Here is a 12,255-nt window from a genome sequence, read left to right as displayed (position 1 = left end):
CATTGCACCCAGATGGCCGCGAAAACGACCCAGTGCAGGATGATGTGTGCGGGGCGGTAAGATGTTGGTGCATTTGTCATCGGAGTCTCCTATTTGGCAGCGCGTAGGGTAACTGCGACGCCTGCGGGGTCAGTTCCGCGCAAGGCATCGCCGTCTTGGCGCAGATGTGGTGAGTCGATGAACGCGCCGAGGGTGAACAATTCATAGTGCACCAACCCAGCCATATTTTGCGGCATAGGCGGGTTGTTGGGGCCCGCCCAGATATTCATGGCCAAACGGTGGGTGTTGGGAGCGCCCGCGCCCATGTCGGCAAAGCCCCAGTTATCCAGCGTCAGGTGACGCTCAAATCCAAGGGTTTCGAACCAGTCTAGGGCAGGTTCGAGTGCAGGCACTTTGAAGTGCAGATGCGCGAGGTAGCTGTCGTCCGCCATTGGTGCCAACGGGTCTGTGCCCGCCGCATGGGCCAGTTCGGCATTCACATCCAGCGGTCCGCGTCCAGAATGCGTGTTGCCGTCAACATCATACAAAGTCAGGCCCCTAGACATATCGCCAAAGTGGCTGAACCGTTCCGGCGTCTCATAAGTGATCTCTATCTCCAGACCGTCGGGATCATGGAAATAAAGCGATTTCGCCATCAAGTGATCCGTCGGCCCGACCTGAACGTTCAGGTGGATCAGGCGTGCCAAAATACGCGAAAACTCGGCCTGACTGCTTACGCCAATCGCGACGTGATACATGCCCGTGTAAGGCGCCGCGACAGGGATTTCTGCACCGGAATGAAGGACGATCAGCGTGCGATCCCTTGTTCCAAGTGCGATGCCGGGCGCTGAGTGATCGCGCTCGATCAGCCCCAAGGCCGAACTCCAGAACGCAACTGCGCGATCAAGGTCGGTGACCTGAAGTTCGACCGCTCCCCAAGAAAGGCGATCGTTTTGTGGGGACAAGTTTGCATTGGCAGCGGGCATAGAATGGAGCATGGGAAGGCAACCTTTTGAAGAAAAAACGCCCCGGCGGGAGAAACCGGGGCGCGTTTAGTTGGATCAAGCGCGCGGTGCGATCGGCGCTTTGTTCGTGCGCCCCCAGATCACCAAAGCAGCCAGTGCGAACAAGATCACGTTCATCGGTACCACTTCGAATTCACCGCGTGTGATGTGCAGGCCAGCGGCCAGAACCATGATCACAGCAAGACCGGCTGCGGCCAGTTTCGTCAGATGTGGCATGATGCGTGTCGCAGATGGCAGGATCAAACCAAGCGCGCCTGCGACCTCGGCAAGGCCAATGAATTTAATCAGCAAGAAAGGCGCGTTCTCGGCCCAGCCCATGCCCATCGCGACCAATTCAGCCGATCCGGACATCAGCTTGGTGGCACCTGCCATCAAGAACATCGCGGCCAATAGAGCTTGGGCGACCCACAGGCCAATATTCCAGCCCTTGCTGGTCTGTACGGGGTTTGTGTCAATCGTTGTCATGTCGTTCTCTTTCCAAAAATCGCTTTTGCAGCGCGTTGTGATGAGAACGGGAATAAACGTTTCCATTAATGACATCATTAGGCTATTTGTTTATCTACCATTCACTGTGAGTTGATTATGGACACACTTCTAAGCCTGCGTGTTTTTGCCGAAGTTGCAGAACACAAGAACTTCTCTGCCGTGGCAGAGCGTCTGAATATCTCGCCTGCGATGACCAGCAAACACGTAAAGCACGTAGAGGCCCGCGTTGGGGCGCGTCTGCTAAATCGCAATAGTCGCAACGTCAGCCTGACCGAGGCGGGCGCGCAGTATCTTCAAACCATCCGGCCCTTGCTTGACGGTCTTATGGAAGCCGAAGCGCAATTGAGCACAGACAGCCTGTCGCCGCGTGGTACGTTGAAATTATCGCTGCCCGTTTGGATGTCTAATCCGGACTTTGCGGCCATTTTGACGACCTATCACCAGCAAAACCCCCATGTGACCTTTGATGTCGATCTAAGTGGTCGCAAGATCAATATGGTTGAGGAAGGTGTCGATCTGGCCCTGCGCGTGGCCTTTAAGCTTGATGAGGGGTTGATTGCGCGCAAATTGGCAGAAGTCACATTTCAAATGGTAGCAGCCCCTGCATTCTTGGACCGCTTTGGTCGCCCCCAAACTCCTGACGATCTGAACAACGCCCCGATGCTTGCCTATTCTCATGTCGCCGCGGACGGGCGCGTCAAATTTGGTGGGGAAAACGGGATGGATGTTAAGCTTGACCCCATATTGAAAAGCTCCAACGAAAGTATCCTGCATCAAGCAGCTATTGCTGGTATGGGCTTTGCCATGCTTCCGAACTGGGCCGCCCAGAATGATGTGAAAGACGGCCGACTTGAAGCAGTGTTGCCCACAGTTGAATGGCCGAAATTGCATATTCAGGCTATCTACGCTGATCGTAGCTATCTACCTGCCAAGGTAAGAAGTTTTCTGGACTTCTTGGCTGGGCCGGATGGGGTCTCCGCCGTTTTGAAGTAGCAACACCCAAATGTATGACCTAGGCGGCCAAGTCTTTTGGCTTAACACAATCGTGCCGCGCATCGCAGACCACAGAGATAGTCCTATTCGCGTCGTTGTTCTTGTACGGCTGGCGAAAGGCGTGGATAGCGGCCATTCAAACCAAAAGTGTCGACGGCAGCTTCGTCCGCTCTAAAGACATCGGTGTCGCTTGCGACGAACGTCTCCTTTGTAGTTCATTTGCTTTCAGTCGGGCACCTACACAACCAAATCGCTATTACGCGCATGAGGAAGGCTCTGAGTGGCCACTGGATATTTCAAAAATCACCCAATTTATCACCCGAAATTCCACAAATCAAAAATTAGTACTTCTAAATCGATATGTTATTAACATCACCTGCCCTCTCGTAAGGGGCAGGTTATTGGTTCGAATCCAATCGGGGTCACCACACCCTCTCTTTGACGAAAGCAGCCGTTGATGCCGGGCGCAGCTAACGACAACTAAGAGCCCAAACTCACCGATGCTGCACCTTGTACGAGCGGCAGCTTCAGAAACGTCCTACCACGTCTGCTGCCGACCAATATGCTCGATAAGAAAGTCCATAAAGACCCGCACCTTGGCTGAAACCACATTGCTTTTGGGGTAGATCAGCCAGAGTGCAGTTTGTTGGGCTGCCTCGAACGCGGGTAAGATGCGCTCTAATGTTCCGTCCGCGATTTCTGCATGCACGAGCCAAAGAGAGTTCAATGAGATGCCAGCCCCGTCAAGCGTCGCTTGTTTTTGCGTCAACCCGTCGTTCAGCACCATCTTTTGTTTGGCGCGGTTGGGATCAAAATCGCACGCTTGCCCATCTTCGGCAATCAGACCGCGCGGTTCCAAATCGTTAAAGCCAATCAAGCGATGGGTGTCGAGATCACTGGGGTTCTGCGGTGTGCCGAACTGCTCAAGATAAGCCGGTGATGCGCATAAAACACGGGTATCATCGGCAAGTTTGCGCGCTGTTAGGCTGCTGTCTTCAAGGACGGCGTTTCGCAAAGCGAGGTCATAACTCCCTTCAATCAGGTCGAATTTCGCGTCGGATAGGTGCAAATCCAACGTGAGATCGGGATATTGATCCATAAAAAGCGGCAACAGCCGCGCGATGTATATTTGGGCAAAAGAGCTGGGTGCCGCAAAACGCAGTGTGCCTGCGATTTGCGCCTGACCTTTGCCGAGCGCCGCAAGAGCCGCTTCTTCTTGAGCGATCATTTCGCGGGCGTAGGGCAGGAAATCGTGACCTTCGGTCGACAATGATACCTTGCGTGTGGAACGGTGCAGCAGGTCTGCGCCCACAAGATGTTCAAGCCTAGCGATCCGGTTGCTCGCCACGGCGGGGGCCATTCCAAGCGCGCGCCCGGCTGCGCTGATGTTTAACGTATCGCAGGCCAATACAAAAAGTCGGAGGCTTTGGGTATCCATATTTTATACATTTTCCGAATACTGAATTCAAATTTTGCCTGTTTATTTAATTTTCAGAAAGGATAGATGTCAATCCGAGACTGAACAAGAACTGCCACATGACACAGACTGCAACAGTGAACTATCATGTCCACAAACCAGAGCGCCAAGCGTTTGAGTTGGATGCTGGCGGCATTGTGGGCAACTTGATTTCGCCCGAACTTACGCCGACCCGAGTAAACGTTTTGGATGTGCGTTTGGGCGAACGTGGTGAGTTTAAAGGCCAATCGGTCGGGTTCACAGAGTTTCCGTCAGAGGTGCATAGCTTTGGCGAGGATCAAGCTTGGGTCCCTACCTATGACACGGAACTTACACGGCTCTTAACGACAGAACTGCACGCAAAAGAGGTGATTATTTTCGATCATACGGTGCGCATCGATGACCCTAACGCAGATCGTAAACCTGCGCGGAACGTTCATAGCGACTATAGCCAGACCGGTGCAGAGCAACGCCTCATTGATATACTGGGCCCCGAGAAAGCCCAAGAGTGGGTGGCCGGGCACTATGCCTTCATCAATGTGTGGCGCCCGGTCGAAGCCACAATTAATTCTGCACCTTTGGGCTTTGTGGCACCTGATAGTGTCGCGGCGGCGGACTGGATCACGCTGGATCTGATCTACCCCGACAGGCTCGGCCAGATCATGGGATTGGCGGCCAACGCGGATCACCGGTGGCTGTATATGTCCAAGATGGCGACAGACGAAGTCGCGTTTTTCAACATCTTCGACAACCAAGGACAGCCGCCTGTCGCACACAGCGCCCTCGATATGATTGAAGACCCGACACTCAACACGATACGCAAAAGCATCGAGAGCCGCACGCTGGTGCGGTACTGAACTCAATTCATTTTCCCAAGAAAGGGATCATCATGACAAAGACAATTCTCATCACCGGATCGACAGATGGCATCGGGAAACTGACGGCTAAGACACTTGCGGCGCAAGGGCACACAATCTTGTTGCACGGTCGGAGTGCTGACAAGCTGCAAGCCGCTGCGAAAGAGGTCGGCGGCAAGACCCAAAGCTATACCGCCGATCTGTCTCGCATGGCGGACGTCAAGGCGTTGGCGGTCAACATCCGCGCTGATCACGGCCAGCTGGATGTCGTCATTAACAATGCAGGCGTTTTGAAGATCAAGGATAAGATGACCGCTGACGGGTTTGACGCGCGCTTTATGGTCAACACCTTTGCGCCATACGTTTTGACCCGTGACCTGTTGCCGATCATCCCAAAAGACGGACGCATCGTAAACCTGTCTTCTGCAGCACAAGCCCCCGTTAACCTCGACGCCATGCATGGACGCAGCCAGCTTGATGACATGGGGGCCTATGCGCAAAGCAAGCTCGCCATCACGATATGGTCGCGAGAAATGGCCAAGGAATTACCGGACGGCCCCGTTGTCGTCGCGGTCAATCCGGGGTCGTTGTTGGCATCAAAGATGGTCAAAGAAGGGTTTGGCGTCGCCGGTAATGATCTGCAGATCGGCGCAGACATCCTGGTTGAGGCCGCTTTGGGCGCATCATTCGCCAACGCAACCGGCACCTATTACGACAACGACAGCCAGCAGTTTGCGCAACCCAACGCCGCCGCACTTGATGCCGATCATAGCGCCAGCATTATGCAAGGGATCAAAGACATTGTGGCCAAACTAGCCTAATTCGACAGAGACATAGGAAGAAAACCAATGGACTACAAAGCACTTGAAAACGCGCGCGCCGTCGCGCGGCCATCACGCGACGCCATGTTGCAACGCGATATTTCCGTTCACCACTTTTGGGGCCAAAACCGCGACATGTTCCAAGACGCTTGGGCCGCGTGGGAGCAAAGCGAAAACAGCGATCTGAAACTCGACGCTTCTCTATATGATCCCAAGCTGCGCGCAGCGGTGGAACAGGCATGGGCTGATCCCACCAAGGAAACCGTCGTCAAAGACCTCTGGAAAGAAGTGTTTCCCGGCGTTTATGAGGCTCAGTTCTTTGATCCTGAGAAACTCTCGGTTTTGCGCGACTACATGGCCAAGGTCGCAGATGCGGACATCCCGTTGCGCCCGCCATATGGAATTTCGTTGAACCGTGGCGGTGCGATGTTGGACCCACGCTCTGAAGGCTATCTTGCTGCGCCCAATTTCCAAGATTTCTATCGGGATCTGATGGACAGCTATATGCGCCCGATCTCGCGGCTCTTGTTTCCGGATGTGATGGGGTACGACAGCCAAACATTTGGCTTCTCAATCCAATGGCAGGCGGATGCGGATACGTCGCTGCGTGCGCATACAGATGCGTCATCCGTGACGCTGAATATCAACCTCAACTTGCCGGGCGAAGACTTTGCCGGATCCGGTGTACGGTTCTTTGATCGCGCCACAAAACAGATCAGCGAGCTTACTTTCGCACCCGGCACTGCGTTGATCCATCACGGTAGCGTTCCACATGAATCGATGCCCATTACGGAAGGGGAACGTTCAAATTTTGTGTTGTGGCTGTATGGCGATCAAGGTCAGGTGCCACCTCATGGTGCAAAGCCCGATCAAATCGATCCACAAGAACGCTGGGTGCGCGCACCTACCGAAAACGATGGTTTCGCCCCGTTCTAAGCGATTGAATGGGATAGCTGGGGTTTCTTCGTAGTTCTGCACGTCAATCAAACCGGACCTTGATCTGCAAAGCTCTGAGGTCCGGTTTGTCCGCGAAGCTGCAATCCAGCATGCCAAATGCTGCTTTCATGGGGCAATGCATGCTTTCGGGAAGCTGCACCGCAGCGTTGTTCAGTTGGATGGATGTCTCCTTCGGGCCGTTGGTACACGCTGAGATCAAAAACTGAGCCTGGGTACAATGGGCGCTCACTCCCAAACCTATGGACGAAACCCAATCCCGCACGTTCTGAGCATACCGGCGCGTTGAGATATGAAGCCGCTCGCGGACCCGCCCATGCCAAAAATACACGAGGCTGGCCGTCAACGGGTCGTCAATTCAATTCGTAATAAAGGCTCAAGTGCTTTCTGAAATTTCAAGCCGCACCGGTTTTTGGGTTTTGCTTTGAAGCACCGACGTCCGTTCCTTAATTTGTCCGGAGACCATGACGTCGACGACTTTCATCCGAACAAGGTCACAGCTGTGCAGCTTGCAATCGATCGCCGAATTGAAAAGAGTCAGATCACCCAGGCATGTTTGAGCTACAACCTTGGCGATGCCTGAATAGTTGAACCGGTACTTCAAACGAAATCTGGAATTACAACTGAATCCCGCTTTCCAGTGAATGCTTTCTGGTTCTCGATACCTCACAAAACCTGACATTTAGTCGCTGGTTCGAAAAGCTACAAATCCTGCTTCACTTTCAATGAAATTTTCTAGTAGTTGGCTTTTTGAGAACAATTGACCAGACGATGGCATCCAAAGCTAAGGCCGCGGCGCAAGAAGCTGGCGATCTTGATAGAAGGGTTTTCCCACAAGGTCACGCGGGCTGAGTACAACGAGGCAGAAGTTGAAGAGCTGCACGTCAAGATCGGCAAACGGGCGTTAGGTCTCAACGTCAATGAATCAGTATCATTCGAGGTTAGTCAAACAGAGATAGGCCGTCTAGCAGGCCCCTCAAAGGGATGCCGTTAATATTGGCGTTTACTGAGTCGTTGGGAATACAGAAGAACTCTGAAGTATCAATTCTTTCCGGTGGGGCTGGGGGTGGGTCTGCCAAAATTGATATTTTGTAACGTATTGAAAATTCATGAATTTTGATAAAAATTTGGTGCCCAGGAGAGGACTCGAACCTCCACGTCCATACGGACACTAGCACCTGAAGCTAGCGCGTCTACCAATTCCGCCACCTGGGCAGGTGCCTTGGGGTCGGGATTTAGACTTGCTCATAGATAGTGTCAACGGGAATCACCCCCCTTGTTTCGTATGTATTTCATGTTTTTCGAAAAAGTCGGGCAAAACAGAGCGGTTTGATACCAAATGCCCTTTAGTCCTGACTTGCTTGCATGCGCTGGGATCGGTACATCTGCCCTTAAGCAAACGACAAAGGATTGCGTGAATGTCCAAACTTGTCACGATCTACGGCGGCTCTGGTTTTTTAGGCCGTTACATCGCTCGCCGTATGGCGAAAGAAGGCTGGCGCGTGCGCGTCGCAACGCGTCGCCCGAATGAGGCGATGTTTGTGAAGCCGTACGGAACAGTGGGTCAGGTCGAACCTGTCCTATGCAATATTCGCAACGAGGCCTCTGTTGCCGCTGCGATGCAAGGTGCAGATGCTGTTGTGAATTGCGTTGGTACGTTTGATATCGGCGGCAAGAACAATTTTGAAGCGGTGCAAGCGAATGGCGCGGCGCGCGTTGCAAAACTAGCTTCGGGAGCGGGCATCCAAACGATGGTCCATATTTCTGCTATTGGCGCTGATGAGAATGCGGAAAGTGTCTATGCGCAAACCAAGGCACATGGTGAGGCTAGCGTTCTAGAGCATATGCCAAACGCGACAATCCTGCGTCCGTCTGTGATTTTTGGCGCCGAAGATCAATTCTTTAACCGTTTTGCATCCTTGTCCCGTCTCGGACCGATTTTGCCGGTGATTGGGGCGAATACAAAGTTCCAGCCTGTTCATGTTGATGATGTTGCCGCTGCTGCCGTCAAAGGTGTGCTTGGCGAAGCGCAGGGCACATATGAGCTCGGCGGTCCAGACGCCATGACCTTCCGTGAATTGATGCAAATGATGCTTGGCGTTATTCAACGCCGCAAGCTGATCTTGAACATCCCTTTCCCGATCGCGCGCATCATGGGTTTTGTCTTTGATATGGTGCAAATCGTGAGTGGCGGGTTGATCAAAAATCCAGCCGCAACACGGGATCAGATCAAGAGCTTGCGCGTTGACAACGTGGTGGGTGAGGACGCTCAAACGCTTGCCGATCTTGGCATTCGCCCTGTCGCGATGGAAGCTGTGCTACCTGATTACCTGTGGCGCTTCCGCCCGTCAGGTCAGTATGCTGCGATCAAGGATTCAGCGAAGAACTTGCGCGCCTAAAAGAATCGAATTTGAGTGAACGAGGCGGTCCAAAAGGGCCGCCTTTTTCTATGCAGTGTAGCCGATCCAAAGTAAAATCAGCCCCAGCACCACGCGATAGATCACATAGGGTGTAAAGCTCACTGATTTGAGGAGGCGCATCATGAGGCTAAGCGCGAGTAGTGCTGCAATGAAGGAAAAGACAGCAACGATAGCACCGTCTCGTGCCAGCGCCGCATTTGCCTCGGACGCGACTTCTAAGCCAAGCAGCGTGCCAGATGCGATAATCGTTGGGATCGACATGAGCATTGCCAATTTGGCGCCGTCTTTCCGTGCGTAGCCCAAGTAACGTGCGGCTGTAATCGTGATACCCGAACGGGACGTGCCGGGGATCAGGGCCACTGCCTGCCAAAGCCCCATGATAATCGCGTCTTTCCAATTCCAGTCACTGGCGACCTTGGTTGTCGGTCCTTTTTGATCGGCCCAATAAAGCACGAGGCCGAAGATCAGCATCGTCCAGCCGATCACGACGATCCCGCGCAGCATGTCATCGAGGCCTGTAAGCTTTAGCACTAAGCCGAAGAGGATGACGGGAATCGTGCCAACGGCCAGTAAAGCTGCCAGCTTTGCACCAGGGTCATCGAGCTTGCCGCGGAGCATGTTAGGAGTGCCAAGCAGTCCCAATCGAACGTCGCTCCAAAAGTAAAGAATGACCGCGAAAAGTGTGCCTACATGGGCGGCTACATCAATGACTTGTCCCTGATCTTCCATGCCAGTGAGGTTGGGAAGAAGGATCAAGTGACCCGAAGAAGAGACCGGCAAAAACTCGGTAATGCCCTGAATTGCTGCAACAAGCAGAAGATAAAAGAGAGGCATGATCGTCCTTTGCAAAGCTCTCCCTAGCCATAAACCAAGGTGATTCGAGTGGGAAGAGTGACTATAAGTCCGAATCGGAACTAAAAAATGAAGACATTTCTCTAAATTGACGCGAGGAATCACAAATTTTGATAATATAGGTAACTCTTTCTGACTTTTATTCCTGCCGCGGCTTCTTTAAGACACCGAAACCAAGGAAAGATCCCCGGCAACAGGAGTGAGAGATCATGGCCAAGCAACCGATGCTTAAATTCGTATCCGTGGACCGTGATATGCCCACGAAACGCGCGCCTGATCTGCGCAACAAAGACTTTGACGAAATCTACGCTGAATACGCGAGTGACAAGGCTAAAGAGCAATCCAGCCGTTGTTCGCAGTGTGGCGTTCCATACTGCCAAAGCCATTGCCCGCTTCACAACAACATTCCTGATTGGCTTCGCCTCACGGCTGAGGGTCGCTTGGAAGAAGCATATGAAGTGTCGCAAGCAACGAACACGTTCCCAGAAATCTGTGGTCGTATCTGCCCGCAGGATCGTCTGTGCGAAGGCAACTGCGTGATTGAATCCTCTGGCCACGGCACTGTGACCATTGGCTCTGTTGAGAAGTACATTACGGACACTGCGTGGGAAAACGGTTGGGTTAAAACGATTAAACCATCTTCCGAGCGCACCGAAAGCGTTGGCATCATTGGCGCGGGTCCTGGTGGATTGGCCGCTGCGGACGTTCTGCGCCGCCAAGGTGTGCAGGTCACGATCTATGATCGTTATGACCGCGCAGGTGGTTTGCTGATGTACGGTATTCCGGGCTTCAAGTTGGAAAAAGACGTGGTGATGCGCCGCAACGATCAGCTTGCTGAGGGCGGCGTTACGTTCAAACTGAATTGCAATGTGGGCGAGGATATTTCCTTCGCAGACATTCAAGCCGCACATGACGCGGTGATCATTGCGACGGGCGTTTACAAGACGCGCGACCTGCAAGGTCCGGGTGCAACGGCGACTGGTATTGAGCGCGCGATTGACTATTTGACGGCGTCTAACCGCAAGAGCTTTGGCGATGCGGTTCCAGAATTTGACGATGGTCAGTTGGATGCGAACGGTAAGAAAGTCGTCGTCATCGGTGGTGGTGACACGGCGATGGATTGCGTTCGTACTGCGATCCGTCAGGGCGCGACCTCTGTTAAATGTCTCTATCGCCGTGACCGCGCGAACATGCCGGGCTCGCAACGCGAAACTCAGAATGCTGAAGAAGAAGGCGTCATTTTCGAGTGGCTCTCTGCACCTAAAGGCTTCACCGAAACAGACGGTAAAGTCTCTGGCGTGATGGTTCAAAAGATGCGCCTTGGTGCACCTGATGCAACAGGTCGCCAAGCGCCAGAAGTGATCGAAGGCGCGGACTATGTCGAAGAGGCTGACATCGTGATCAAGGCGCTGGGTTTTGAGCCAGAAGATCTGCCAAAGCTTTGGGGCGTTGATGGCCTTGAAGTCACGCGTTGGGGCACTGTGAAAACAGAATTCACATCAGGCAAGACAGACCTGCCGGGCGTCTACGCGGTTGGTGATATCGTGCGCGGTGCCTCGCTTGTCGTTTGGGCGATCAAGGATGGGCGTGATTGCGCCGAGGCGATCCTGAACGATTTCAACGCAAACGCCTCTGCTGTCGCGGCTGAATGAACGCGAGCCAAAACATAGAAGGTCAGTGCCTCTGCGGCGCTGTGACGGCGCGGGCAGTGATGTCCAAGCCAATGATGCGCGCATGTCATTGTGACATGTGTCAGCAACACACGAGCAGCATGTTCATGTCGCTCGGTATCGATCAAGGCAGTCTGACGCTGGATGGCCCTGTAAAAACCTATCGTTCTTCCGAATGGGCAGAGCGTGGCTTTTGCGGGACCTGTGGCAGCACACTGTTCTACGGCACTGTTGAGGATGGCAATCGTCATCCTTCAGCGGGTCTGTTTCAAACTTTAGAGGACACACCTCTGAAACTCGAATTTTTCGCGGATGATGCCCTTTGTGGCATCGCGCTGGTCGGGGAGCATCGCAAGATGACAGCCCAAGAAACCATCGCATTATTCGCGCCCAAAGAAGGAGAAGATCAATGACCAAGTATGATGCAAATTGGGTGAAGAACGAAGAAGCCAAGCGCGCATATATGGCCGAGAACGGTCTTTATAACGAAAGCGAAGAGCATAGCTCTTGTGGTGTTGGTCTCGTGGTGTCCATTGATGGCAAGCCGAGCCGTAAGGTTGTCGAAGCTGGCATCGACGCACTGAAAGCGATCTGGCACCGCGGCGCTGTTGATGCGGACGGTAAAACAGGCGATGGCGCAGGCATCCACGTGCAAATTCCTGTGTCTTTCTTCTATGATCAGATCGAACGCACAGGCCACACACCGCGTAAAGATGAGTTGATGGCGGTTGGTCAGGTCTTC

Annotated in this window: 12 protein-coding genes and 2 tRNA genes; 9 read left to right on the top strand and 5 right to left on the bottom strand. The window is 53.3% G+C overall.

Features of this window, described 5'->3' with window-relative positions; translation table 11 throughout:
* Positions 1 to 89: 89 nt before the first annotated feature.
* The gene (locus tag ABJQ89_RS16085; protein WP_348497178.1) at positions 90 to 977 is read right to left on the bottom strand and encodes a VOC family protein; all 888 of its coding nucleotides are present in this window, start codon (positions 975 to 977) and stop codon (positions 90 to 92) included.
* A 63-nt stretch (positions 978 to 1,040) separates the two neighbouring features.
* Entirely contained in the window at positions 1,041 to 1,469 is a 429-nt protein-coding gene (locus ABJQ89_RS16080; protein ID WP_348497177.1) for a DoxX family protein, read from the bottom strand.
* A gap of 117 nt (positions 1,470 to 1,586) precedes the next feature.
* On the opposite strand from ABJQ89_RS16080, the gene ABJQ89_RS16075 reads away from it, so the two are divergent.
* A complete protein-coding gene (locus ABJQ89_RS16075) occupies positions 1,587 to 2,483 on the top strand; it encodes a LysR family transcriptional regulator (protein WP_348497176.1) in 897 nt (298 codons plus the stop codon).
* A gap of 272 nt (positions 2,484 to 2,755) precedes the next feature.
* Positions 2,756 to 2,911: transfer RNA gene (locus tag ABJQ89_RS16070), tRNA-Thr, on the top strand.
* Positions 2,912 to 3,021: 110 nt separating this feature from the next.
* Here the strand turns inward: ABJQ89_RS16070 and ABJQ89_RS16065 are convergent.
* Positions 3,022 to 3,921, bottom strand: coding sequence for a LysR family transcriptional regulator (locus ABJQ89_RS16065; protein ID WP_348497175.1), 900 nt, complete (start codon positions 3,919 to 3,921; stop codon positions 3,022 to 3,024).
* 98 nt (positions 3,922 to 4,019) lie between these two features.
* Between ABJQ89_RS16065 and ABJQ89_RS16060 the strand changes: the two genes are divergently transcribed.
* Genes ABJQ89_RS16060 through ABJQ89_RS16050 form a run of 3 tightly spaced genes read left to right on the top strand, consistent with a single transcriptional unit; the run spans position 4,020 to position 6,553 of the window.
* Positions 4,020 to 4,796, top strand: a complete 777-nt coding sequence (locus tag ABJQ89_RS16060) for a CmcJ/NvfI family oxidoreductase (RefSeq protein ID WP_348497174.1) — start codon at positions 4,020 to 4,022, stop codon at positions 4,794 to 4,796.
* A 32-nt stretch (positions 4,797 to 4,828) separates the two neighbouring features.
* Positions 4,829 to 5,617 carry an SDR family NAD(P)-dependent oxidoreductase gene (locus tag ABJQ89_RS16055; protein ID WP_348497173.1) on the top strand — a complete coding sequence of 263 codons (789 nt, stop codon included), beginning with the start codon at positions 4,829 to 4,831 and terminating at the stop codon, positions 5,615 to 5,617.
* A gap of 27 nt (positions 5,618 to 5,644) precedes the next feature.
* Entirely contained in the window at positions 5,645 to 6,553 is a 909-nt protein-coding gene (locus ABJQ89_RS16050; protein ID WP_348497172.1) for a 2OG-Fe(II) oxygenase, read from the top strand.
* Positions 6,554 to 7,699: 1,146 nt separating this feature from the next.
* On the opposite strand, the gene ABJQ89_RS16045 is transcribed toward ABJQ89_RS16050, so the two are convergent.
* Positions 7,700 to 7,786, bottom strand: a tRNA-Leu gene (locus tag ABJQ89_RS16045).
* Between the two features lie 203 nt (positions 7,787 to 7,989).
* Between ABJQ89_RS16045 and ABJQ89_RS16040 the strand changes: the two genes are divergently transcribed.
* Positions 7,990 to 8,970, top strand: coding sequence for a complex I NDUFA9 subunit family protein (locus ABJQ89_RS16040; protein ID WP_348497171.1), 981 nt, complete (start codon positions 7,990 to 7,992; stop codon positions 8,968 to 8,970).
* A 48-nt stretch (positions 8,971 to 9,018) separates the two neighbouring features.
* Here ABJQ89_RS16040 and ABJQ89_RS16035 read toward each other — a convergent pair whose 3' ends face one another.
* Positions 9,019 to 9,825 (bottom strand): undecaprenyl-diphosphate phosphatase, encoded by an 807-nt coding sequence (locus ABJQ89_RS16035; RefSeq protein WP_348497170.1) that lies wholly within the window; start codon positions 9,823 to 9,825, stop codon positions 9,019 to 9,021.
* Between the two features lie 227 nt (positions 9,826 to 10,052).
* Between ABJQ89_RS16035 and ABJQ89_RS16030 the strand changes: the two genes are divergently transcribed.
* The 3 genes from ABJQ89_RS16030 to ABJQ89_RS16020 all read left to right on the top strand — a co-directional run.
* Positions 10,053 to 11,495 (top strand): NAD(P)-dependent oxidoreductase, encoded by a 1,443-nt coding sequence (locus tag ABJQ89_RS16030; protein ID WP_348497169.1) that lies wholly within the window; start codon positions 10,053 to 10,055, stop codon positions 11,493 to 11,495.
* Entirely contained in the window at positions 11,492 to 11,926 is a 435-nt protein-coding gene (locus tag ABJQ89_RS16025; RefSeq protein ID WP_348497168.1) for a GFA family protein, read from the top strand. The genes ABJQ89_RS16030 and ABJQ89_RS16025 overlap by 4 nt, the downstream gene beginning before the upstream one ends.
* Positions 11,923 to 12,255, top strand: a 333-nt coding sequence (locus tag ABJQ89_RS16020; RefSeq protein ID WP_348497167.1) for a hypothetical protein, incomplete at its 3' end; no start/stop codon positions are given. The genes ABJQ89_RS16025 and ABJQ89_RS16020, both read left to right, overlap by 4 nt.

The organism is Planktotalea sp., assembly GCF_039984035.1.
In the GTDB taxonomy this organism is placed as follows: Bacteria; Pseudomonadota; Alphaproteobacteria; order Rhodobacterales; family Rhodobacteraceae; genus Planktotalea.
Note: the sequence above shows the minus strand (reverse complement) of the source record. Positions and strands in the feature narration are given on the sequence as shown.

Excerpts from the sequence above, each read along its gene's own strand:
- ABJQ89_RS16085 (WP_348497178.1), bottom strand. The coding sequence starts at position 977 with ATGCTCCATTCTATGCCCGCTGCCAATGCAAACTTGTCCCCACAAAAC.
- ABJQ89_RS16080 (WP_348497177.1), bottom strand. The coding sequence starts at position 1,469 with ATGACAACGATTGACACAAACCCCGTACAGACCAGCAAGGGCTGGAAT.
- ABJQ89_RS16075 (WP_348497176.1), top strand. The coding sequence starts at position 1,587 with ATGGACACACTTCTAAGCCTGCGTGTTTTTGCCGAAGTTGCAGAACAC.
- ABJQ89_RS16065 (WP_348497175.1), bottom strand. The coding sequence starts at position 3,921 with ATGGATACCCAAAGCCTCCGACTTTTTGTATTGGCCTGCGATACGTTA.
- ABJQ89_RS16060 (WP_348497174.1), top strand. The coding sequence starts at position 4,020 with ATGACACAGACTGCAACAGTGAACTATCATGTCCACAAACCAGAGCGC.
- ABJQ89_RS16055 (WP_348497173.1), top strand. The coding sequence starts at position 4,829 with ATGACAAAGACAATTCTCATCACCGGATCGACAGATGGCATCGGGAAA.
- ABJQ89_RS16050 (WP_348497172.1), top strand. The coding sequence starts at position 5,645 with ATGGACTACAAAGCACTTGAAAACGCGCGCGCCGTCGCGCGGCCATCA.
- ABJQ89_RS16040 (WP_348497171.1), top strand. The coding sequence starts at position 7,990 with ATGTCCAAACTTGTCACGATCTACGGCGGCTCTGGTTTTTTAGGCCGT.
- ABJQ89_RS16035 (WP_348497170.1), bottom strand. The coding sequence starts at position 9,825 with ATGCCTCTCTTTTATCTTCTGCTTGTTGCAGCAATTCAGGGCATTACC.
- ABJQ89_RS16030 (WP_348497169.1), top strand. The coding sequence starts at position 10,053 with ATGGCCAAGCAACCGATGCTTAAATTCGTATCCGTGGACCGTGATATG.
- ABJQ89_RS16025 (WP_348497168.1), top strand. The coding sequence starts at position 11,492 with ATGAACGCGAGCCAAAACATAGAAGGTCAGTGCCTCTGCGGCGCTGTG.